The sequence below is a fragment of the Streptomyces sp. NPDC048436 genome (genome assembly GCF_043200355.1).
Taxonomy (GTDB): Bacteria; Actinomycetota; Actinomycetes; order Streptomycetales; family Streptomycetaceae; genus Streptomyces.
Window position 1 is genome coordinate 162,967 of sequence record NZ_JBICXP010000001.1, and the last position, 21,450, is coordinate 184,416.

18 protein-coding genes are annotated in these 21,450 nt (G+C 70.6%); 5 read left to right on the forward strand and 13 right to left on the reverse strand.

Annotation, left to right across the window (positions count from 1 at the left end; translation table 11 throughout):
* Positions 1-66: 66 nt before the first annotated feature.
* The 7 genes from ACGFX9_RS00830 to ACGFX9_RS00860 all read right to left on the reverse strand — a co-directional run bounded on the left by ACGFX9_RS00830 (position 67) and on the right by ACGFX9_RS00860 (position 9,816).
* Entirely contained in the window at positions 67-3,048 is a 2,982-nt protein-coding gene (locus ACGFX9_RS00830) for a M14 family zinc carboxypeptidase (protein ID WP_393463055.1), read from the reverse strand.
* A gap of 156 nt (positions 3,049-3,204) precedes the next feature.
* A complete protein-coding gene (gene whiA / locus ACGFX9_RS00835) occupies positions 3,205-4,194 on the reverse strand; it encodes a DNA-binding protein WhiA (RefSeq protein WP_393463056.1) in 990 nt (329 codons plus the stop codon).
* Positions 4,185-5,192, reverse strand: a complete 1,008-nt coding sequence (yvcK, locus tag ACGFX9_RS00840) for a uridine diphosphate-N-acetylglucosamine-binding protein YvcK (protein ID WP_393463057.1) — start codon at positions 5,190-5,192, stop codon at positions 4,185-4,187. Before yvcK ends, whiA begins: the two co-directional genes overlap by 10 nt.
* Entirely contained in the window at positions 5,189-6,124 is a 936-nt protein-coding gene (gene rapZ, locus ACGFX9_RS00845; RefSeq protein ID WP_393463058.1) for an RNase adapter RapZ, read from the reverse strand. The genes yvcK and rapZ overlap by 4 nt, the downstream gene beginning before the upstream one ends.
* A complete protein-coding gene (gene uvrC / locus ACGFX9_RS00850; protein ID WP_393463059.1) occupies positions 6,121-8,232 on the reverse strand; it encodes an excinuclease ABC subunit UvrC in 2,112 nt (703 codons plus the stop codon). The genes rapZ and uvrC overlap by 4 nt, the downstream gene beginning before the upstream one ends.
* Positions 8,233-8,356: 124 nt before the next feature.
* The gene (locus tag ACGFX9_RS00855; protein WP_393463060.1) at positions 8,357-9,175 is read right to left on the reverse strand and encodes a hypothetical protein; all 819 of its coding nucleotides are present in this window, start codon (positions 9,173-9,175) and stop codon (positions 8,357-8,359) included.
* A 5-nt stretch (positions 9,176-9,180) separates the two neighbouring features.
* The gene (locus tag ACGFX9_RS00860; RefSeq protein ID WP_393463061.1) at positions 9,181-9,816 is read right to left on the reverse strand and encodes a papain-like cysteine protease family protein; all 636 of its coding nucleotides are present in this window, start codon (positions 9,814-9,816) and stop codon (positions 9,181-9,183) included.
* A 227-nt stretch (positions 9,817-10,043) separates the two neighbouring features.
* Between ACGFX9_RS00860 and ACGFX9_RS00865 the strand changes: the two genes are divergently transcribed.
* A complete protein-coding gene (locus ACGFX9_RS00865) occupies positions 10,044-10,991 on the forward strand; it encodes a hypothetical protein (RefSeq protein WP_393463062.1) in 948 nt (315 codons plus the stop codon).
* Between the two features lie 14 nt (positions 10,992-11,005).
* Here ACGFX9_RS00865 and ACGFX9_RS00870 read toward each other — a convergent pair whose 3' ends face one another.
* The gene (locus ACGFX9_RS00870; protein WP_393463063.1) at positions 11,006-11,434 is read right to left on the reverse strand and encodes a Rieske (2Fe-2S) protein; all 429 of its coding nucleotides are present in this window, start codon (positions 11,432-11,434) and stop codon (positions 11,006-11,008) included.
* Between the two features lie 189 nt (positions 11,435-11,623).
* On the opposite strand from ACGFX9_RS00870, the gene ACGFX9_RS00875 reads away from it, so the two are divergent.
* Positions 11,624-12,571 (forward strand): carbohydrate kinase, encoded by a 948-nt coding sequence (locus tag ACGFX9_RS00875; RefSeq protein WP_393463064.1) that lies wholly within the window; start codon positions 11,624-11,626, stop codon positions 12,569-12,571.
* Positions 12,572-12,577: 6 nt separating this feature from the next.
* Here the strand turns inward: ACGFX9_RS00875 and ACGFX9_RS00880 are convergent, their stop codons facing one another.
* Entirely contained in the window at positions 12,578-13,435 is an 858-nt protein-coding gene (locus ACGFX9_RS00880; RefSeq protein ID WP_393463065.1) for a helix-turn-helix domain-containing protein, read from the reverse strand.
* Positions 13,436-13,537: 102 nt separating this feature from the next.
* Here ACGFX9_RS00880 and ACGFX9_RS00885 point away from each other — a divergent pair, with 102 nt between their 5' ends.
* Positions 13,538-14,122 carry a YceI family protein gene (locus ACGFX9_RS00885; RefSeq protein WP_393463066.1) on the forward strand — a complete coding sequence of 195 codons (585 nt, stop codon included), beginning with the start codon at positions 13,538-13,540 and terminating at the stop codon, positions 14,120-14,122.
* Here ACGFX9_RS00885 and ACGFX9_RS00890 read toward each other — a convergent pair.
* Together ACGFX9_RS00890 and uvrA are read right to left on the reverse strand one after the other, a co-directional pair.
* Complete coding sequence (locus ACGFX9_RS00890; RefSeq protein ID WP_393463067.1) at positions 14,119-14,889, reverse strand: crotonase/enoyl-CoA hydratase family protein; 771 nt, start codon at positions 14,887-14,889, stop codon at positions 14,119-14,121. The genes ACGFX9_RS00885 and ACGFX9_RS00890 overlap by 4 nt on opposite strands.
* 182 nt (positions 14,890-15,071) lie before the next feature.
* Positions 15,072-18,062 carry an excinuclease ABC subunit UvrA gene (uvrA, locus tag ACGFX9_RS00895; RefSeq protein ID WP_393463068.1) on the reverse strand — a complete coding sequence of 997 codons (2,991 nt, stop codon included), beginning with the start codon at positions 18,060-18,062 and terminating at the stop codon, positions 15,072-15,074.
* Between the two features lie 222 nt (positions 18,063-18,284).
* Here uvrA and ACGFX9_RS00900 point away from each other — a divergent pair, with 222 nt between their 5' ends.
* Positions 18,285-18,968 carry a maleylpyruvate isomerase family mycothiol-dependent enzyme gene (locus ACGFX9_RS00900; protein ID WP_393463069.1) on the forward strand — a complete coding sequence of 228 codons (684 nt, stop codon included), beginning with the start codon at positions 18,285-18,287 and terminating at the stop codon, positions 18,966-18,968.
* A 10-nt stretch (positions 18,969-18,978) separates the two neighbouring features.
* Positions 18,979-19,635, forward strand: coding sequence for an MBL fold metallo-hydrolase (locus ACGFX9_RS00905; protein ID WP_393463070.1), 657 nt, complete (start codon positions 18,979-18,981; stop codon positions 19,633-19,635).
* A gap of 9 nt (positions 19,636-19,644) precedes the next feature.
* On the opposite strand, the gene aroQ is transcribed toward ACGFX9_RS00905, so the two are convergent.
* Together aroQ and ACGFX9_RS00915 are read right to left on the reverse strand one after the other, a co-directional pair.
* The gene (gene aroQ, locus ACGFX9_RS00910; RefSeq protein ID WP_393463071.1) at positions 19,645-20,106 is read right to left on the reverse strand and encodes a type II 3-dehydroquinate dehydratase; all 462 of its coding nucleotides are present in this window, start codon (positions 20,104-20,106) and stop codon (positions 19,645-19,647) included.
* A 56-nt stretch (positions 20,107-20,162) separates the two neighbouring features.
* A complete protein-coding gene (locus ACGFX9_RS00915; RefSeq protein ID WP_393463072.1) occupies positions 20,163-21,260 on the reverse strand; it encodes a calcium:proton antiporter in 1,098 nt (365 codons plus the stop codon).
* Positions 21,261-21,450: the final 190 nt, after the last annotated feature.

A 21,450-nucleotide genomic window follows, 5' to 3' on the forward strand; every position in this document is an offset into this window, starting at 1 on the left:
CGCGATGGCCCGTACCCCCGAGTAGGGGGCACGGGCCACCGGGACCTAGGTCGTGATTACGCAGCGTCAGCGGCGCAGATGTGCAAGGGATGCGCCCATAAGAGCGGCCCGTTCGGCACTTCCGGGCACATGCTCGAACCCGAAGCCGAGCAGGACACTGTCACGCGCTGTGACGGCCGCGTGGGGCTTGTAGAGCTCGCCCGTTTGCGCCCAGTCGCCGGTGATGTTGGGGCTTCCGGCGGGTGCCGGCGAGACCGCCCAGGTGCCGAGACCGGCTTCGAATCCCTCCGTCTCCGTCGCGTTGCCGCTTATCACAAGCTGCGCGTTGTCGGCAAAGAAGCCGCGGCCTCCGCTGGAGGGGTCGGTGATGGAGCTGAGCGACACCTCGACCTTCTTGCCCGCGTAGGCGCTCAGGTCGAAGGCGACGGTCTTCCAGCCGCCGGATGACCCGGTGAAGCTGTTCCAGGCGCCGCTGGTGCCGGACGCCGTGCAGCCGGTCGCCGACTGCGTCAGGTAGTGGCGCAGGAAGGGGTGGCCGTTGATGAAGAACCCGGCCCCGCACTCCGCGGGCACGGCGGTGGAGGAGTTGCCGTTCAGGTCGGGGAGCGTGGTCCAGTCGTCGGCTCCGGTGGTGTGCGCCTCCAGGACGCCGTGGTCGTAGCCGGGCTCCAGATTCCAGTTGAGCGCGGACCGCAGCTCCGGCTTGGCCGCGGCCGAGACCCCGGTCAGGTCGATGGTGCGGGTCAGCCGCTTCCAGTCCTGGTCTGCGTGGGTCGCCGACGCCATGCCCTGGCCCGCGAAGGGCGCGTACGGATTGGCGAGACCGGGGTAGGTGCCTGCCGCCGCGCTCTTGAACTGCGGGAACTCCTCGGCGGGCAGGGTGTCGGACGTGACGGTGTAACGGCCCGCCCGGTCCAGGGGGTTGGTGTCGGCGGCGGCGAGTGGCGTCTGGACGCCGTTCAGCGCGCCGCTGCCGGTGAAGCTGGTGGCGCCGGGTGCGGAGAGGCGTTCGTACGCGCCCAGGTAGTACTGCGCGAAGTCGTCGGTGAGTGCCTCGCCGAGGTCCACGTTGCCGCCGGTGCGCTCACCGGACTCGATCAGCTTGCCGCCCTCGTTGAGGTAGGCGCGCAGGGCGAGCTGGGTGGCCGCGCCGGGCACCGGGTCGCCGGTGTAGTGCACGACCGCGGAGAAGTGCGACAGGACGCCGAGCGGGTGCGGGGCGCCCTGCTTGGCGACGTCCCAGACGACGGCCGGGCGCCCGTTGGCCTTCAGGGCGTCGACGTACTTCTGGGCCTGGGCCGCGGTGGCTCCTTCTTCGGCCACGACGAGGGTGTTCGCCTTGGGGCGTTCGGTGACGGTGTACGTGAAGTGCTCGCTCTCCGAGCGCGCCTTCTCCGCGTTCTTGGTGCGGCCGGTGAACCACACCTCGACCTTGTCGCCCACACGCGCGCCCTCGACGTCGGCGCGGTACTGGTCGAAGTGGAGGTTGTCCTCACCGCCGTACGTCTCGCCGCCCTTCCAGGCCTTGAGGCTCTCGTCGTGCGTACGGCCGCCGTTGACGCGGTAGTTGAGCTCCTTGTCGCGCACCGACTTGCGGGCGGTGACGGCGACTTCCTGGTCTCCGCCGCGCGCGTACGACGCGGTGAAGGCGTCAGGGGTGAAGTCGGGGGCGTCGATGCCGTTGACCGAGACCGGCTGGTCGGGGTGGAGCGCCGTCTCGGCGACCGCGAGCGCGTAGGGGACGTTCTTGATGAACTCCTGCTGGATCAGCTTCTCGTCGTCCGGGAAGGTGAAGATGGAGGCGCAGTCCTCGGGCTTCCAGGCGTCGTTCGGGTCGATGTTGGAGGCCGTCTGGCAGGTGGACATCTCCGGGGTGAACATCGACATGCCGTTGACGTTGCCCGCGTGACCGTCGGCCTCGCCGTTGGTGGTGTAGAGCTCGGAGGAGACCTGCGGGTGGTATCCGGGGACGGCGGGCTTCTCGGGAGTGCCGTTCAGCGCCTTGTACAGGACGTCGTCCGGGCTCGGCGTGGCTACCTGCCAGCCCACTCCGTAGAGGAGCAGTTCGGCCGCCGAGTGGTAGTTGACGCCGTACTCGAAGCCGATGCGCTTCTCGAAGCGGTCGAGGGCCTTCGTCTCGGGCTCGGACATGGGTCCCGTGCCGCGGTACGTCTCCGATGAGGGCTCCGGGGACGAACCCTCGTTGTCGTAGCCCCACTTGTAGGTGAAGTTGCGGTTGAGGTCGACGCCGTCGCCCGCGGCTATCTTGCCGTCGCCGTCGATGTCGCGGAGGTTCTTGCGCCACTGGCGATCGCCGTCGGGGGCGTGCGTGAAGTCGTAGCCGTCGGGGTTGGCGGAGAGCACGAACCACAGCTCGGTGGAGTCCACTAGCTTGGTGATGCGCTGGTCCTTGCCGTAGTTGTCGAGGTAGTGGTGCATCAGGCGGCGGGTCATCTCGGGGGTGATCCACTCGCGCGCGTGCTGGTTGGACATGTACAGCGTGGAGGGCTTGGAGCCGTCCTTGGACTTGCTCGCGCCCTTGGAGAGCTTCAGGGCGAGGATGTCCTGGCCCTTGAGCGTCTTGCCGATGGAGACGACCTTGGTGAGGCCCGGGTGAGCCTGCCCGGTCTTGACGATCTCTTCCTTCAGGCCGCCCTTGCCGCTGTACGGCCGGAAGACGCCGTCCCCCGCGGCCTTGAGCTTCCGCTCCGTCGTGGCGGACACCTTCTGCTCGGTGAGCTCGACGCCCTCGCGCTCCACGCCCTTGGCCTGGGCCTTGGTCAGATAGACCTCGACGCGGGCGGTGCCGCGCTCGGGGGCCTGTCCGGCGAGTTCGTGGGCGTCCTGGCCCGCCTCGATGAGGATCGGGATCTGCTTCTTGGTGACCTCGGCCTCGTAGACCCTCACGGCCGCCGGATCATCGGCGGCCGGGGCCTTCCCCCCGCTGTCGGCCTGCGCCTGCGGCACGGCGATGAGGCCGCCGACGAGCAGCGCGCCCGCGGCGACGACCGATCTGACCCCGGCTCTGGATCTCACTCTTCGTCTCATGAGCCCCCCTTGCGGTTGTCCGGCACATTTGTGCGCGAACGCCAGGCTCGTGACAATTCATGATCATGTCAATATGGCGTGAGGGGCCGGGTGCGAAGAGCGCGAAGAAGCCGCCGGTGCCTGGGGGCACCGACGGCTCCGGAGAATACGAGGACCTCAGACGGCCATGTTGTCGGCCAGCTCCTCGCTCAGGTTGGACTCCGTACCCGGAATCCCCAGGTCCTGCGCTCTCTTGTCCGCCATGGCGAGCAGCCGGCGGATACGGCCCGCGACGGCGTCCTTCGTCAGCGCGGGGTCGGCGAGCGCGCCCAGCTCCTCAAGGGAGGCCTGCTTGTGCTCCATGCGCAGCCGTCCGGCCGCCGCGAGATGCTCGGGAACCTCGTCGCCCAGGATCTCCAGGGCGCGCTGCACACGGGCGCCGGCGGCGACGGCCGCGCGGGCCGAGCGGCGCAGGTTGGCGTCGTCGAAGTTGGCCAGGCGGTTGGCGGTGGCGCGCACCTCGCGGCGCATCCGCCGCTCTTCCCAGGCCAGTACGGACTCGTGGGCGCCGAGCCGGGTGAGCAGGGCGCCGATGGCGTCTCCGTCCCGGACGACCACGCGGTCCACGCCGCGCACCTCACGGGCCTTGGCCGCGATCTGCAGCCTGCGCGCGGCGCCGACCAGGGCGAGCGCCGCCTCGGGACCCGGGCAGGTCACCTCCAGGGAGGAGGAGCGCCCCGGCTCGGTCAGCGAGCCGTGCGCGAGGAAGGCCCCGCGCCAGGCGGCCTCGGCGTCACAGGTGGCCCCCGAGACCACCTGTGGCGGCAGCCCCCGGATGGGGCGGCCGCGGCCGTCCACGAGGCCCGTCTGACGGGCCAGCTGATCGCCGCCCGCCACTACTCGTACGACATAACGCGAACCGCGCCGCAGCCCGCCCGGGGCCATCACGATCAGCTCCGAGCTGTGCCCGAAGATCTCAAGGATGTCCCGCTTCAGCCGCCGCGCGGCCATCGCCGTGTCCAGCTCCGCCTCGATCACGATGCGGCCGCTCACCAGGTGAAGGCCGCCCGCGAACCGCAGGATCGCCGAGACCTCTGCCTTCCTGCAGCAGGTCCGGGTGACGGGGAGCCGGGAGATCTCGTCCTTCACCGCTGGCGTCATCGCCATGGGCCGATCCTTCCATGCATCCGAAAAATACGGTCGTACGCGGTGGCCAGAAGCTCCGGATCGTGCCTCGGAGTGCCATCGGGCCTGGCCACCGGCGCCAGCTCGACCGTGGCGCCGAGCCGCTTGGCGGCATCGGTGAGCGACTCACGGTCGGGCACGGCGGCGTCGTCGGCCAGCACCACGTCCAGGGCGAGTTTAGGGGCGTGTCGGGCCAAAACCTCCAAATGACGCTGCGGAGAGAACCCATCGGTTTCACCGGGTTGCGGCGCGAGGTTGAGCGAGAGCACCCTGCGGGCCTTCGTCTGGATGAGCGCGTCGAGCAGTTCGGGGACCAGCAGATGGGGGATCACAGAGGAGAACCACGAGCCGGGGCCGAGCACCACCCAGTCCGCGTCGAGCACCGCGGCGACCGCTTCGGGCACGGCCGGCGGGTCGTTCGGGACGAGGTGCACGGACTGCACCTCGCCGCGGGTGAGCGCCACCGTGGCCTGCCCGCGCACCGTGTCCACGTCGTCCGGGCGCTCCGGGTCGTGCCCCTTGACCAGGGCCTGGAGCTCCAGCGGGACCGCGGACATGGGCAGCACACGGCCGTGCGCGCCGAGCAGCCTGCCCACCAGGTCCAGGGCCTGGACGTGGTCGCCCAGCTGTTCCCACAGGGCCACGATCAGCAGATTGCCGACCGCGTGTTCGTGCAGGTCACCCTTGGACTGGAACCGGTGCTGGATGACGCGGGCCCACGTCTGGCCCCAGTCGTCGTCGCCGCACAGGGCCGCGAGCGCCTTGCGCAGGTCGCCCGGCGGCAGGACGCCCAGCTCGTCGCGGAGCCGCCCGCTCGATCCGCCGTCGTCGGCGACGGTGACCACGGCGGTGAGGTCACCGGTGATGCGGCGCAGTCCGGTGAGCGAGGCGGACAGGCCCATCCCGCCGCCGAGCGCCACGACCTTGGGCTGGGTGCCCCGCTTGCGGCCCAGGCGGTTCAGCCGCAGGGAAGCCTTCACTCTCGCCCCATGTCCCGGTGGACGATGACGGTCTCCACGCCCTCGGAGACGAGGCGCGCCGCGAGCTTCTCCGACATGGCGACGGAGCGGTGCTTGCCGCCCGTACAGCCGACCGCGATCGTCACGTAACGCTTGCCCTCGCGGCGGTAGCCCGCGGCGATGAGCTGGAGCAGCTCGGCGTACCGGTCGAGGAACTCCTTGGCGCCCGGCTGGTTGAAGACGTAGCCGGAGACCTCTTCGTTGAGCCCGGTGAAGGGGCGCAGCTCGGGGACCCAGTGCGGGTTGGGCAGGAAGCGGCAGTCCACCACGAGGTCGGCGTCGACCGGCAGGCCGTACTTGTAGCCGAACGACATGACCGTGGCGCGCAGCTGCGGTTCGTCGTCGCCCGCGAACTGGGCGTCCATCTTGGCACGCAGCTCGTGCACGTTCAGGCTGGAGGTGTCGATCACCAGGTCGGCGTCGCCGCGCAGCTCGCGAAGGAGTTCACGCTCGGCCGCGATGCCGTCGACGATGCGGCCGTCGCCCTGCAGCGGGTGCGGGCGGCGGACCGACTCGAAGCGGCGCACCAGGGCGTCGTCGGAGGACTCCAGGAAGACGATCCGCCGGGTGACGCTCTTGGCCTCCAGGTCCGCGAGGGACTGGCGCAGATTGTCGAAGAAGCGGCGGCCACGGACGTCGACGACGACCGCGATGCGGGCCACGTTCCCCTGCGAGCGGGCGCCGAGCTCCACCATGGTGGGGATCAGCGCGGGCGGCAGGTTGTCGACGACAAACCAGCCGAGGTCCTCCAGACACTTCGCCGCGGTGCTGCGTCCGGCGCCCGACATGCCGGAGATGATCACCAGCTCGGGGATCGCCACTTCGGCGGCCTCACCTGGCGTGATGGTCGTGCCCGTACCCACTTGCTCGCCGCCTTCGTCGTGCTCGGTCATGTCTCCTGCCCCCGTCGTTCCTCTGAGGCGCCCGCGGACACGGACTCCTCGCCGTCGCTTGAGGATCCCGCGCTCACGGGCTCCTCTTCTTCAATGATCTCTCCGGTCGCCGTGTTCACGGCGGGCGCCGCGGGAGCCGCGGCGGCGAAGGCCACGGCGATCGCCTCGGCGGTCTTGCGGCCTATGCCCGGAACTTCGCAGATCTGGTCGATTGTCGCGGATCGCAGCCTCTTGACCGAACCGAAGTGCTTGATCAGTGTCTGCTTGCGCGCGTCGCCCAGGCCCGGCACGTCGTCCAGCGGCCCGGCCTTGAAGCGCTTGGCCCGCTTGGTCCGCTGATACCTGATCGCGAAGCGGTGCGCCTCGTCGCGTACCCGCTGGAGAAGGTACAGGCCCTCGCTGGTGCGGGGCAGGATCACCGGGTCGTCGTCGCCCGGCACCCAGACCTCTTCGAGACGCTTGGCGAGGCCGCACACCGCGATGTCGTCGATGCCGAGCTCGTCGAGAGCCCGCTTGGCGGCCGCGACCTGGGGCTGGCCGCCGTCGACGACGACGAGCTGGGGCGGGTAGGCGAAGCGCTTGGGGCGGCCGTCCTCCTCGGTGAGGCTGTTCACCTCGGGGGTCAGGTTGTTCACCTCGGGGCTCACCTCGCCGTTGACCTCGCCGCTCTCCGGGCCCGTCTCCTTGGGGTCCCACTCCCCCGTCTGCTGCTTGTCGGAGAGATAGCGCTTGAAGCGGCGTGTGAGCACCTCGTGCATGGAGCGGACGTCGTCCTGCCCCTCGAAGCCCTTGATCTGGAAGCGCCTGTACTCGCTCTTGCGTGCGAGGCCGTCCTCGAAGACGACCATCGAGGCCACGACGTCGTCGCCCTGGAGGTGCGAGATGTCGTAGCACTCGATGCGCAGCGGGGCGCTGTCGAGTTCCAGGGCCTCGGCGATCTCCTCCAGAGCGCGGGAGCGGGTGGTCAGGTCGGAGGCGCGCTTGGTCTTGTGCAGCACGAGCGACTGCTGGGCGTTGCGCGCCACGGTCTCCATGAGCGCCTTCTTGTCGCCGCGCTGCGGGATGCGCAGCGAGACGTTCGAACCGCGGCGCTCGGTGAGCCACTCCTGGACGGGCCCCACGGGGTCGGGCAGCGCCGGGACGAGGACTTCCTTCGGTACGGTGTCGCCGCTCTCCTCTCCGTACAGCTGCTGGAGAGCGTGTTCGACGAGGTCGCCGCTGGTGACCGCCTCGACCTTGTCGGTGACCCAGCCGCGCTGGCCTCGCACCCGGCCGCCGCGGACGTGGAAGATCTGGACGGCCGCCTCGAGCTCGTCCTCCGCGAGGGCGATGAGGTCGGCGTCCGTGGCGTCGGCGAGGACGACGGCGCTCTTCTCCATGGCCTTCTTCAGGGCCCCCACGTCGTCCCGCAGGCGGCCGGCCTTCTCGTACTCCATGTCCTCGGCGGCGTCAGCCATCTGCCGCTCCAGGCGACGGATGTAGGCGCCCGTGCGCCCCGTCATGAACTCGCAGAAGTCCTCCGCGAGTTCACGGTGCTCCTGGGGCGAGACCCGCTCCACGCAGGGCGCCGCGCACTTGCCGATGTAGCCGAGGAGGCAGGGGCGGCCGGTGCGCTCGGCGTTCTTGAAGACTCCCGCGGAGCAGGTGCGGACGGGGAAGACGCGCAGGAGGAGGTCGACGGTGTCGCGGATCGCCCACGCGTGGCCGTAGGGCCCGAAGTAGCGGACGCCCTTCTTCTTGTGGCCGCGCATCACCTGGACGCGCGGGAACTCCTCGTTCATCGTCACCGCGAGGTACGGATAGCTCTTGTCGTCGCGGTATTTGACGTTGAACCGGGGGTCGTACTCCTTGATCCAGGAGTATTCGAGCTGCAGCGCCTCGACCTCGGTGGAGACGACCGTCCATTCGACGGAGGCGGCCGTGGTCACCATCGAGGCGGTGCGGGGGTGGAGGTTCGTCAGGTCCTGGAAGTAGCTGGCCAGGCGCTGGCGCAGGCTCTTCGCCTTGCCTACGTAGATCACCCGGCGGTGTTCGTCGCGGAACCTGTAGACCCCCGGCGAGTCGGGGATCTGTCCCGGCTTGGGGCGGTAGCTGGAGGGGTCTGCCATGTCGCACAGCCTACTGGCGGGCGCTGACAGTCAGGGGGCCAGCCACCGTGTCCCGCCGCCCTGAGGCCCACCCGCCCTGAAGGGCGGGTGGGCGGGGAAGCGCCCGGCCGGAGGCCGGGTCAGGTCAGCCGTGCTGCCGGGCGCGACGTCGCAGGACCGCCACCCCGGAGAGGCCGAGGGCGACCAGGGCCCCCGCCCCTGCCACGGAGGAGGCAACCGTGACGGGGCTCTCAGCCGAAGCCGCCGGGGGTGGTGCGATCCGCTCCTTCGGGGCGAAGCCCCCCGCCTTGCCGGACTTCGCGTACGCGGAGCCCGGCAGCTTGTCGCCGTACGCCTTGTGGACACGCTTCTGGTAGACGGCGACCGAGACCCCGCCCGAGCCCACGGCACGCACCGCGTCCGCGTCCAGCGGAAGCACCCGCCCCCGGCCCTGTACGTACCAGGCGTCGATCTGCGGCTCGCGGAAAACGGTGCCCCCGGGGAGCTTGTCGGCGCCCACGCGCGCGTAGCGCGTCTCGTCGTCCCCGGTGGCGATGTTCACGACCTTCCAGGAGCCCCCCTGCTTCACGGTCCACAAGGAGGCCTCCTGCCCGTCGGCGGAGACCGCCTTGCTGGCGAGGAACTCCACACGGGCGACCGGAGCGCCCTTCTCACCGGCCACGAACTCCGGGGAGAGGTAGCGCACGGGTACGGCCTCGCCCCGCACGCGCGGGTCCGCGGCGGCCTTGCTGACGGCCCCCTCCCGGGCGAAGAAGCGGGAGAGCGTGTCGAGGGTCTCGGGAGCGGCGGCGGCCTTGTGCGCCGCTTCCCGTGCGGCGGCCGACGGCCCGCCGTCCGCCGACGCGTGCGGCGCTGCGAGGCCGAGCAGCAGGGTGGCGGAGCAGCCGGCGAGCGCCGCCCGCAACAGATGGCGCGGAAGGTGACGGTGAAGGTGACGGGTCATCGCGCTCACGCCCCGATCCGGTACAGCGAGTGGGTCCAGGAGAAGGTGTTGTTACTGACGTACCAGCTGTGCGAGGCCCAGTTGTAGCGGTCGTTGGAGGGCCAGGGGTCGCCCCAGTAGACCCAGCTGCTCGCATCGTCGTACCCGTAGAGGACGTGCATGTGGCCGCCGCCGTTCGACCACTGGATGCGGGTCTCGACCGGGCGGCCCGCGTTGATCTCGGCCTGCACCGTCGGATAGCGCAGCCAGCCGCTGACGTACGAACCGGCGTTGATGCCCGCCCAGTCGAGGCCGTCCTGGACGTTGCCGAGCGTGGCCTGCGAGTTGGGGCACTCGGTGTTCTGGCTGCGCCCGAAGGCCGCGTTGCAGAACTGGTTCTGGCTGTACCGCTTGCCGTAGAAGGTGGCGATCGTGTTCCCGCCCGCGGCCCAGCACCAGTTGGTCTTCTGCTGCGCCTGCATGGTGATGTTCAGGCGCTTGGCGGCGAGAGCGGACGGGTCGTCGGGGGCGGCCGAGGCCGTGGCCGCGGGCGCGGCGACCAGGGCCGCCGCCACCAGGGCGAGCGCGGACAGCCGTCTGCGTCCGCTGTGTCTGCTGATCCGATATCTGCTGCTGCGATATCTGCTGATTCGATGGCGCATCGCGATCCTCCCAAGCGGGGGGTGAGGGGTGGAGGAGCGCGTCCGGACGCTGCGATTGAGCATCGAGTGTTGTCGGGTGCAGGTCAACACGGTTCAATGCGGAATCACCTGGGCCGTGAACGGCGGCGTACGGATGTGAACACCCCTCGTACGCCCACCTGGTGGCCCGCTCCGACCGGCGCGTACGCCCGGACGGCCGTTGTGAATGTTCACAGAAGGGCCTTGTGATGCGGCACGGCACACAGCTCGCGGACGGCGCGCCTGCGGACCTGGAGGCCGCCCTGCGCACGGGCCCCTTCCATGTCGCGCTGCGCGCCGCGATCGCCGCACGGCGCCTTCCCCTGCAACGCGTACGGCACCATCTCGCACGCCAGGGCGTCAACGTCGGGGTGACCAGCCTGAGTTACTGGCAGCAGGGCGTGCGCCGCCCCCAGCGCACCGAGTCGCTCCGTGCCGTGCGCGCCCTGGAGGAGATCCTCGAACTCCCCGAGGAATCACTGATCCGGCTGCTCGCCAAGCCGTCCGAGCACCCCGACTGCGAACGCCCCGCAGCCCGCTCCTACCGCTCCCTGCTCGAAGCGTCCGACGTCCTCCAGGAGCTGATCGCCGAGCTGGAGTCACCGCTCGACGGCGGCCTGCACACCATCGGCCACCACGAGCGCGTACGGATCGGCGGGCGCCGCGAGCTGCTCGGCCGCGACTCGCAGCACGTCGTGCGCGCCCACCGGGACAATGTGGACCGCTACCTCGCGATCTACCACGGCGACCCCGGCTGCGTACCGGAACGCGTCGCGGTCCACGCCCTGGAGAACTGCCGGACGGGACGCGTGCGGTGGCACCACGAGACGGGGGTGCTCGTCGCCGAACTGCTCTTCGACGCGCGGCTGCGCGCGGGCGACACGCATCTGTTCCGCTACGGCTTCGAGGACGGCACGGCGGGGGCGGCCACCGAGTACTTCCGGGGCTTCAGCTTCGCGGGCGGGCAGTACGCGCTTCAGGTCCGGTTCGACGAGAGGGCGCTGCCCGTACGCTGCCACCGCTTCGCCCAGCATTCGGCCGCCGCACCGCGCGGCGGACGCCAGGAACTGACGCTCAGCGGAAGCCACCGGTCGGTGCACCTCGTGGAGCCGCAGGTGCGGGCGGGGATCCTGGGGATCGCCTGGAACTGGGAGTAGGCCGATCGGGCCCGTCAGGCCCCGGGGCCCGCGACGATCTTGCCGCCCTCGACCTTCACCGGCAGCTCGGCGAGCGGCTTGACGGCGGGGTCGTGCAGCACCTTGCCGTTGGTGGCATCGAACTGACTGCCGTGGCAGGGGCAGATCAGCTTGTGCCCTTCGAGCTTGTTGATGGGGCACTGTCTGTGCGTGCAGATGGTGCTGAACGCCTTGTACTCGTCGTCCGAGATGCGGCTCACGACGACGTTCTCGTCGGTGTAGAGCTTCGAGGCGCCGACCTTCACCTCGTCGGACGCGCCGAGGTCCACGGGCGCGGTCGGCGCGGACCGGTTGGAGCCGCCGTCGTCGCCTGACGAGCAGGCCGTGATCCCGAGCCCGGCGGCCGGGACGAGGGCGGCGGCACGCAGCACGGTGCGGCGGGCGGGGGGTGGCGTGCCGGGCATGGAGTCTCCACAGGTCAGGCGCTTCGGTGACGGATCAGACCATACCGGCGCGAGAGCCCGCGCCCGCGTTGGGCGCGGCCGTGCCCGAGTGCCGCCCGTGTCGGGCCACGGCCGCCGGGAGGCTCTAGCCTGTGGCGGAAGCCGGGGGCACGACCGCAGAGCCGAACCGCAGAGCCGAGAGGAACCACCGTGATAGTCGTCGCCGGAGAGGCCCTGATCGACCTCGTCCCGCAGGATTCCGCGGACTCCGCGGACTCTGCGGATGTCGCGGATGCCGCCGGTGCCGGGCTGACCCCGCTCGCCCCGCGGCTCGGCGGCGGGCCGTACAACACGGCGGTGGCCCTCGGCCGCCTCGGCTCCCCCGTGGCCTTCTGCTCGCGGATTTCGCAGGACGCGTTCGGCGAGGCGCTGCTCGACGGGCTGCGGGCCGCTGAGGTCGACGTGGCGTACGTCCAGCGGGGCGCCGAGCCGACGACGCTCGCCGTCGCCTCGATCGGCGCCGATGGCTCCGCCGGTTACTCCTTCTACGTCGAGGGCACGGCGGACCGGCTCTTCGCGGTACCGCGGCGGCTGCCCGACGACGTACGCGCGATGTCGTTCGGCACCTGCTCGCTCGCCTTGGAGCCGGGCGCGAGCGCGTACGAGGAGCTGATGCGCCGCGAGGCGGCGCGGGGCGTCTTCACGGCACTCGACCCGAACATCCGGGCGGGACTCATCCCAGACGCGGACGCCTACCGGGCCAGGTTCAAGAGCTGGCTGCCTTCGGTGACGCTGCTCAAACTGTCCGAGGACGACGCGAGCTGGCTCGGCGGCACCCCACGCGAGTGGCTCGCGTCCGGTCCCGCCGCCGTGGTGATCACGCGGGGCGGCGAGGGGCTCACCGTCTTCACGCGGGAGGGCGACGAGTGGTCCGTGCCGGGTGAGGCGGTCGACGTGGTGGACACCATCGGCGCGGGCGACACCGTCAACGCGGCTCTCCTGCACGGGCTTTGGGCACGGGACGCGCTGTCCGCCAAGGCCCTGGCCGGGTTCGGCGCGGACAGCTGGGGCGAGGTGCTGCGCTTCGCGGCGCGCGCGGCGGCGGTCACCGTGTCGCGGGCGGGGGCGGAGCCGCCGTACGCGGCAGAGCTGGTGTGAGGGCGGTCAGCCCGACACCGCGCGCAGGCCGCCCGGCCGGCGGCCGTTGAGCCGGTCGAGCGCCACCGAGGAGGCCTCGTCGGCGGGCAGTTGGACGACCAGGCGCTGGTCGTCGGCGTCGGGGAGCGTCAGCGTCTCGTACGACAGCCGCACCGGTCCGACCTCCGGATGCGTCAGCCGTTCGACGCCGCTGCGCCGCGGCAGCCGTGGCACGGCCGCCATGCGGTCGGTGAACGCGGCACCGGCTATGACGGTCAACTCGTCGGCGAATCCCTGGGCATGGGGGTCGGTGAGCATGGACTCGGCCCGGAACGAGGCGACTTGGTCGTCGGCGACGCTGTCCCATTCGGGGTAGGCGGTGCGGGCCCGCTCGTCGGCGAACAGGAAGCGGATGAGGTTGGGCCGCTCGCTGTCGAGGAGTCCGATGGGCCCCACGATCCGTTCATAGCCGTCGGTGTACGCGAGGACGTCGCTGAGCCGGTTGAAGAGGACCGCGGGGGTGGGCTCCAGGCGTTCGATGAGCGCCCGCACGGTGGGGCGCACCGTCTGGGCGGGCGCGCTGGCCGTCGGGCAGCAGGGGTCGCCGCCGTTCGATTCCTTCTCCAGGCGGCGCATATGGATGCGCGCCTCGACGGAGAGCCGCAGGGCGTCCGCGAGCGCGCCCATCACCTGCGGGGACGGGTGGCGGTCGCGGCCTTGTTCGAGCCGGGTGAGGTACTCGACGCTGACTCCGGCGAGCGTGGCGACCTCGGAGCGGCGAAGGCCCGGCGTACGGCGGCGGGGGCCGGTGGGAAGCCCCACCTCGGCGGGCGTGACCGCTTCTCGGCAGGTGCGCAGGAAGGTGCCAAGCTCGTTGTCGCTCACCGGCCGAACGTACCAGCCGCCGCCGGACCGGATCGTGGCCCTGTCACTACCAGTCTCAGCCCGGCCTTCCTCCCGTGCCGGGGCCCGCGCATCGTGGACGGCATGACTTCTGACACGAGCACGAGTGCCCCCAGTGCCACGACCGCGCTTCCCCTCCCCGCCGGGAGCTGGGATCTCGACCCGTTCCACTCCGCCGTGAACTTCACCATCCGCCACCTCGGCATCTCGAAGGTGCGGGGGCGGTTCGCGGAGGTGACGGCCGGTCTGGTGGTGGGTGAGAGCGCCGAGACCTCCGCGGTGACGGCCACCATCGAGCTGGCCTCGATCGACACCGGCAACAAGGACCGTGACGCGCATGTCCGCGCGCCGGATCTGCTGGACGTGGAGCGCCGTCCCACGATGACGTTCCGCTCGACGCGGGTCCACGGCAAGGAGGACGAGTGGACCATGGAGGGCGAACTGGCCATCGGCGACGTGACGAAGCCGGTCTCCCTCGCCGTCGAGTTCGGCGGACTGCAGGCCTTCCCGGGCAGCCCGCGCCGGCACGCCGGCTTCGAGGCCACCGGGGAGATCCGCCGCAGTGACTACGGTCTCGACTTCGGGGCCGGGTTGCTCGGTGACGTGGTGAAGATCCAGCTGGACATGCAGTTCCTGGAGCCGGAGGCCGCGGCGCCTACGGAGAGCTAAGGCTTGCCGCCCGCGAAGGAGCCGTGCCGCCCCTCCCCCGCGGCGAACCTGGCCGCGCCGTCCGCCGCTTCGGTGAGGGAACGCAGACCGTGGCGCAGTTCGCCCGCCATCGCCTCCTCCTCGCTCAGACCACCCTGTTCCTGTACGGAGCGCCGGTCGTTGCGGAGGCACGTCTGCGGGAACGCGGCGATCTCCGCGGCGAGGCGTTCGGCCGCGGCCCGGGATGTGCCCGGCGGCACGGTCCGGTTGACCAGGCCCATGGCCAGCGCTTCAGGGGCGGGGACGGGGCGGCCGGTGAGCACCAGGTCCATGGCCCGGCTCTCGCCGATGAGCCGGGGCAGCCGCACGGTGCCGCCGTCGATGAGCGGGACGCCCCAGCGGCGGCAGAAGACGCCGAGCACCGCGTCCTCGTCGGCGACGCGCAGATCGCACCAGAGCGCGAGTTCCAGGCCGCCGGCCACCGCGTGTCCGGAGATCGCCGCGATGACGGGCTTGGACAGCCGCATCCGGGTCGGCCCCATGGGCCCGTCCCCCGCCTCGGTCACTTCGTTCCCCGCCGGTGTCCCGATGGCCTTGAGGTCGGCGCCGGCGCAGAAGGTACCGCCTTCGCCCCACAGCACGGCGACGTGCGCTTCGGGGTCCGCGTCGAAGGCACGGAAGGCGTCGGCGAGTGCACGGGCGGTGGGCCCGTCAACGGCGTTCCGCGCGCCGGGCCGTGACAGCACGACGGTGGTGACGGCACCTTGGCGTTCACTGCGTACGGGCATGCGCCCACCGCACCACGCCAACGGGCCGCCGGACAAGGGAAATCCCGTCCGACGGCCCGTTGGCGCGCCCCCGAAGGGGCGCGGGGCTGTGCCATCTGCGGCTCCGCCGCGCGGGCGCCCCCGAAGGGGCGCGAGGAACTGCGCGAGCAACCACGACGCACCCGCAGATGCGCACCGCCCGGTCAAGCCTTACGAGCCCTGGTCACCTTCTTCGGAGCAACCTTCTTGGCAACGGCCTTCTTGGCGGTGGCCCGCGCCACCGCAGGCTTCTTCGCCGCAGCCGCGGCGGAAACCCTCTTACGCCCCTGCGAGGGCAACGCCTCGCTGATCCGGTCCGACGCGAGGATGTCCGCAAGGAACTTGCCCGTGTGGCTCGTCGCGACCCCGGCGACCTCCTCGGGCGTGCCCTCGGCGACGACCAGACCGCCGCCGTTGCCGCCCTCGGGGCCCATGTCGACGACCCAGTCCGCGGTCTTGATGACATCGAGGTTGTGCTCGATGACGATGACCGTGTTGCCCTTGTCGACCAGGCCGGAAAGCACCGTGATCAGCTTGCTGATGTCCTCGAAGTGCAGACCCGTGGTCGGCTCGTCCAGGACGTACACGGTCCGTCCCGTCGAGCGCTTCTGGAGCTCGCTCGCCAGCTTCACGCGCTGGGCCTCACCACCGGAGAGCGTCGGCGCGGACTGACCGAGCCTGACGTACCCGAGACCCACGTCGTTGAGCGTGCGCAGGTGACGGGAGATGGCGGGCACCGCCTCGAAGAAGTCGAGCGCCTCCTCGATCGGCATGTCCAGGACCTCGGCGATGGACTTGCCCTTGTAGTGCACGTCCAGCGTCTCGCGGTTGTACCGAGCGCCGTGGCAGACCTCGCACGGGACGTACACGTCGGGCAGGAAGTTCATCTCGATCTTGATGGTGCCGTCACCGGAGCAGTTCTCGCAGCGCCCGCCCTTGACGTTGAAGGAGAAGCGGCCGGGCAGATAGCCGCGGACCTTCGCCTCCATCGTCTCCGCGAAGAGCCTGCGGACGTGGTCGAAGACTCCGGTGTACGTCGCCGGGTTCGACCGGGGGGTGCGGCCGATGGGCGACTGGTCGACGTGCACGACCTTGTCGACGAGGTCGTCGCCCTCCACGCGCGTGTGCCGCCCGGGGACGGAACGGGCGCCGTTCAGCTCGCGCGCCAGGTGCGTGTAGAGGATGTCGTTGACGAGCGTCGACTTGCCGGAGCCCGAGACGCCGGTGACCGCGGTGAGGACACCGAGCGGGAAGGAGACGTCGATGTCCTGGAGGTTGTTCTCCCGGGCGCCGTGCACCGTCAGCTGACGGGTGGGGTCCGCGGGGCGGCGCAGGTCCGGCACCGGGATGGCCCGCTTGCCGGACAGATACTGCCCGGTGATCGACTTGGGGTTGGACAGCAGGTCCTTCAGGGAGCCGCTGTGCACGACCTTGCCGCCGTGCTCACCCGCGCCGGGGCCGATGTCCACGACCCAGTCGGCGACCTTGATGGTGTCCTCGTCGTGCTCGACGACGATGAGCGTGTTGCCCATGTCGCGCAGGCGTACGAGGGTCTCGATGAGACGGTGGTTGTCGCGCTGGTGCAGGCCGATGGACGGCTCGTCCAGGACGTAGAGCACGCCGACGAGGCCGGAGCCGATCTGCGTGGCCAGGCGGATGCGCTGGGCCTCGCCTCCGGAGAGGGTGCCCGCCGCGCGGTTCAGCGAGAGATAGTCCAGGCCGACGTCGACCAGGAACCGCAGTCGTTCGTTGACCTCCTTCAGGACGCGCTCGGCGATCTTCTTGTCGCGGGCGCCCAGCTTCAGCTGGCCGAGGAAGTCCGCGCAGTCGCTGATCGACATCGCGGAGACCTCGGCGATGGACCGGCCCATGACGCTGACGGCGAGGACGATCGGCTTGAGGCGCGTGCCCTCACAGGTGGGGCAGGGCACCTCGCGCATGTAGCCCTCGAAGCGCTCGCGGCTCGAGTCGCTCTCGGCCTCGCTGTGGCGGCGCTTGACGAAGGGGACGGCCCCTTCGAAGGCGGTGGTGTAGACCCGCTCGCGGCCGTACCTGTTTCGGTAGCGCACCTCGATCTGCGTCTTGTGGCCGTTCAGGAGGGCCTTCTTGGCGCGCTGCGGCAGGCCCGCCCAGGGCATGTCGGTGGAGAAGCCGAGGGCGTCGGCGAGCGCTCCGACGAGCCTCGCGAAGTAGTCCTTGGTGTGGCCGTGCGACCAGGGGTGGATGGCGCCTTCGTCGAGCGACTTGTCCTCGTCGGGGACGATCAGCTCGGGGTCGACCTCCATGCGCGTACCGATACCCGTGCAGTCCGGGCAGGCGCCGAAGGGCGAGTTGAAGGAGAAGGAGCGGGGCTCGAGCTCCTCGAAGGACAGGTCGTCGTACGCGCAGTACAGGTGTTCCGAGTACATGCGCTCACGCTCGGGGTCGTCCTCGGGGAGGTCGACGAAGTCGAGGACGACCATGCCGCCCGCGAGACCGAGCGCGGTCTCCACGGAGTCGGTCAGGCGGCGCTTGGCGCTGTCCTTCACCGTGAGGCGGTCGATGACCACCTCGATGGTGTGCTTCTCCTGCTTCTTCAGCGCGGGCGGCTCGGAGAGCTGGATCGTCTCGCCGTCGACCCGGGCGCGGCTGTAGCCCTTGGTCTGGAGGTCGGCGAAGAGGTCGACGAACTCGCCCTTGCGCTCGCGGACCAGCGGCGAGAGGACCTGGAAGCGGCTGCCTTCCGGCAGCTCCAGGACCTTGTCGACGATGGCCTGCGGCGACTGCCGGGCGATGGGACGCCCGCACTCGGGACAGTGCGGCTTGCCGATGCGCGCGAAGAGCAGACGGAGGTAGTCGTAGACCTCGGTGATGGTGCCGACCGTGGAGCGCGGGTTGCGCGAGGTCGACTTCTGGTCGATGGAGACCGCGGGCGAGAGGCCCTCGATGAAGTCGACGTCCGGCTTGTCCATCTGGCCGAGGAACTGCCGGGCGTACGACGAGAGGGACTCGACGTAGCGCCGCTGGCCCTCGGCGAAGATCGTGTCGAACGCGAGCGAGGACTTGCCCGACCCGGAGAGCCCGGTGAAGACGATGAGGGAGTCACGCGGGAGGTCGAGCGAGACGTTCTTGAGATTGTGCTCGCGCGCGCCACGGACGATGAGACGGTCGGCCACGCCGGTCCGCACCTTTCTTGAGAGAAGTGACAGGGGCTGAACCCCCATCGTTCACAGACTAGGGCGAGCCACTGACAACGCCGGGCGGCTTCCCTGGTTCACAACACACCCGGAGCGCCAGAAATGCCCGATGCCGCACTCGACCATATAGCACGCGCATTCGATTTGCGGTGCTGCTCGAATGCCTTCACCCGAACGGGTGGCGCGGCTATCGTCAGACGCATGATTGATCATGTGCGCGACCTGGCGTCTGTACGTGACGCGACCGGCCGGCTGCTCACCGCAGTCGCGAAACTGAACAACGATTCGACCGCCGAGCCGTCACGCCTCCCGGGCTGGACCCGCGGCCATGTCCTCGCCCACCTGGCGCGGAACGCGGACGCTCTGGTGAATGTGCTCGCGGGTCGGCCCATGTACGTCAGCGCCGACGCGCGGGACGCGGACATCGAGCGGGACGCACCGCGGGGGCTTGCCGAACAGCTCGACGACCTGCGCGAGAGCGCGGCACGCTTCGAGGCGCGGGCGGAGATCCCCGCGGACTGGTCCCGCACCATCGAGATGCGCAACGGAGTCACCGACTCCGCGTCACGGGTGCCGTTCCGGCGGTGGGTCGAGGTCGAGCTCCACCATGTCGATCTGGGCGTCGGATACGAGCTGGAGGACCTGCCGGAGGAGTTCGTGCGACGGGAGATCGCGTTCCTGGCGGCGCGCTTCTCGGGCAACCCCGATGTGCCGCCCACTCGGATCACGGACGGCACGCACGCGTGGAGCACCGGCCGCGACGGTGAGCCGGAGGTCACCGTCTCCGGGCCCGCGCCCGACGTGGTGGGCTGGCTCTCAGGCCGCCGCCCAGGCACCGCGCTGACGGCCGAAGGGGGCCTCCTGCCGGTCCTGCCGCCGCTATAGGCTGAGGCACATGACGTACAGCGGAGCAGTGAAGGTCGGCGGCGGTGCGGATGTGCACGAGTTGCAGGACCTGATGATCTCGAAGGTCGCCGTCGGCCCGATGGACAACAACGCCTATCTGCTCCGCTGCCGGGCCACCGGCGAACAGCTCCTGATCGACGCGGCGAACGATTCCGCGACGCTGCTCACGCTGATCGGTGACGACGGCATCGCGTCCGTCGTCACCACCCACCAGCACGGCGACCACTGGCAGGCCCTCGCCGCCGTCGTCGCCGCGACCGGCGCGCGGACCTACGCGGGCCGCGAGGACGCCGACGGCATCCCGGTGCCCACGGACGTGCCGCTCGTGGACGGCGACACCGTGAGCGTCGGCCGCGTCTCCCTCACCGCGCGCCACCTGGTGGGCCACACGCCCGGCTCGATCGCAATCGTGTACGACGACCCGCACGGCCACCCGCACGTCTTCACCGGCGACTGCCTCTTCCCCGGCGGCATCGGCAACACGCACAAGGACCCGCGGGCGTTCGCGAGCCTGCTGGACGACGTCGAGACGAAGATCTTCGGCGCGCTCCCCGACGAGACCTGGGTCTACCCGGGCCACGGCAACGACACCACGCTGGGCGCCGAGCGCCCGTATCTGCCCATGTGGCGTCAGCGAGGCTGGTGAGTCCGAGGGTCAGGCGTCGCCGAGCAGCGCCGCGACCCGCTCCACGGCGAACGCGTACCCCTGCACACCGCACCCCGCGATGACGCCGTCGGCGCGCTGGGAGACGTACGAATGGTGCCGGAACTCCTCGCGCTGGTGGATGTTGGAGATGTGGACCTCCAACACCGGCATTCCGTCACAGGTGTTGAGCGCGTCCAGGATCGCGACCGACGTGTGCGAGTAGGCGGCCGGGTTGATGACGATGCCCGCGTGGTGCTCGCGCGCCTCGTGGATCCAGTCCACCAGCTGACCCTCGTGGTTGCTCTGCCGCAGGTCCACGGTGCCGCCGTGCGCGGACGCCGCCTTGGCGCACAGCGCCTCGACGTCGGCGAGGGTGTCGGAGCCGTAGATCTCCGGCTGGCGCTGACCGAGCAGGTTCAGGTTGGGGCCGTTGAGGATCATGATGGGGGCGTTGGCCAGGGTGCGCGTCATGCCGCCAGCGTACTGAGCCGTGTCTGAGGGCCCCCGCACGCCCCGGTGACCGTCCCTCATGGGGTGACCGCGAGCTCCAAGTAGGCCGCGAACAGCACCAGATGGACGCCGCCCTGCAATGGGGTGGCGCGTCCCGGCACGACGGTGAGCGAGCCGACGATCACGGTGAGAGCGAGCAGCACCATGTGGGTCGGGCCGAGTCCGAGCACCAGCGGCCCGGAGAGCCAGACGGATGCGACCGCGACAGCCGGGATGGTCAGGCCGATGCTGGCCATCGCCGAGCCGAGGGCGAGGTTCAGGCTGGTCTGCACCCGGTCGCGGCGGGTCGCGCGTACGGCCGCGATGGTCTCGGGGAGCAGCACGAGCAGCGCGATGATCACGCCGACCACGGCGTGCGGCATTCCCGCGCTCTCCACGCCCGACTCGATCGTCGGTGAGACCCCCTTGGCGAGACCGACCACTCCGATCAGGGCGAGGCCGAGCATGCCAAGGCTGACGAAGGCGGCCCGGCTGGTCGGCCCCTCGTCGTGTTCGCCCTCGATCACCTCGCCCTTGCGGGTGATGGGCAGGAAGTACTCGCGGTGGCGCACGGTCTGTGTGGTCACGAACAGCCCGTACAGGACGAGCGAGCCGACGGCGGCGAAGGCGAGCTGGCTCGTGGTGAACTCCGGGCCCTGCTTGGTGGTGGTGAAGGTCGGCAGGACCAGGCAGAGGGTGGCCAGCGTGGCGACGGTGGCGAGGGCGGCGCCGGTGCCCTCCGGGTTGAAGACGGCGACGCGGTGGCGGATGGCGCCCACAAGGAGGCAGAGGCCGACGATGCCGTTGCAGGTGATCATCACGGCGGCGAAGACCGTGTCGCGGGCCAGCGTGGCGCTCTTGTCGCCGCCATCGGCCATCAGGGTGACGATCAGGGCGACCTCGATGATCGTCACGGCGATCGCGAGGACGAGGGAGCCGAAGGGTTCTCCGACGCGGTGCGCGATCACCTCGGCGTGGTGCACCGCCGCGAGCACGGCCCCGGCGAGCACGAGCGTCACCAGGGCGACGACCGCCCCCGGCACGTCGCGGCCCCAGGTGAAGGCGAGCAGCACGACCGCGAGCACCGGTACGACCGCGGTCCACTGGGTGACGAGGGTCCGGTGCCAAGGGATCATGCCTCCGATGCTGCACCGGGCGCCGGGGCCCCGCGACTTCAGTTCCGTCGCCTGACAGCAGGAAGGGGTGTGGGCCGCCGGGGGGGGCCCCGGGGCCCCCCCCCTGGGGTTCATTAATCGCCACCCACACGCCTAGTTTCAGTGCATAGAACTCTAGTGGGTACCCACGGACGCGGCCCCCCTGTAGGGA

Coding starts and splice junctions, on each gene's coding strand:
- uvrC (WP_393463059.1), bottom strand. CDS start 8,232: ATGGCAGACCCCTCCAGCTACCGCCCCAAGCCGGGACAGATCCCCGAC.
- ACGFX9_RS00865 (WP_393463062.1), top strand. CDS start 10,044: ATGCGGCACGGCACACAGCTCGCGGACGGCGCGCCTGCGGACCTGGAG.
- aroQ (WP_393463071.1), bottom strand. CDS start 20,106: ATGACGCGCACCCTGGCCAACGCCCCCATCATGATCCTCAACGGCCCC.
- ACGFX9_RS00890 (WP_393463067.1), bottom strand. CDS start 14,889: ATGCCCGTACGCAGTGAACGCCAAGGTGCCGTCACCACCGTCGTGCTG.
- ACGFX9_RS00860 (WP_393463061.1), bottom strand. CDS start 9,816: ATGCGCCATCGAATCAGCAGATATCGCAGCAGCAGATATCGGATCAGC.
- ACGFX9_RS00885 (WP_393463066.1), top strand. CDS start 13,538: ATGACTTCTGACACGAGCACGAGTGCCCCCAGTGCCACGACCGCGCTT.
- whiA (WP_393463056.1), bottom strand. CDS start 4,194: ATGGCGATGACGCCAGCGGTGAAGGACGAGATCTCCCGGCTCCCCGTC.
- rapZ (WP_393463058.1), bottom strand. CDS start 6,124: ATGACCGAGCACGACGAAGGCGGCGAGCAAGTGGGTACGGGCACGACC.
- ACGFX9_RS00915 (WP_393463072.1), bottom strand. CDS start 21,260: ATGATCCCTTGGCACCGGACCCTCGTCACCCAGTGGACCGCGGTCGTA.
- ACGFX9_RS00905 (WP_393463070.1), top strand. CDS start 18,979: ATGACGTACAGCGGAGCAGTGAAGGTCGGCGGCGGTGCGGATGTGCAC.
- ACGFX9_RS00870 (WP_393463063.1), bottom strand. CDS start 11,434: ATGCCCGGCACGCCACCCCCCGCCCGCCGCACCGTGCTGCGTGCCGCC.
- ACGFX9_RS00855 (WP_393463060.1), bottom strand. CDS start 9,175: ATGACCCGTCACCTTCACCGTCACCTTCCGCGCCATCTGTTGCGGGCG.
- ACGFX9_RS00900 (WP_393463069.1), top strand. CDS start 18,285: ATGATTGATCATGTGCGCGACCTGGCGTCTGTACGTGACGCGACCGGC.
- ACGFX9_RS00830 (WP_393463055.1), bottom strand. CDS start 3,048: ATGAGACGAAGAGTGAGATCCAGAGCCGGGGTCAGATCGGTCGTCGCC.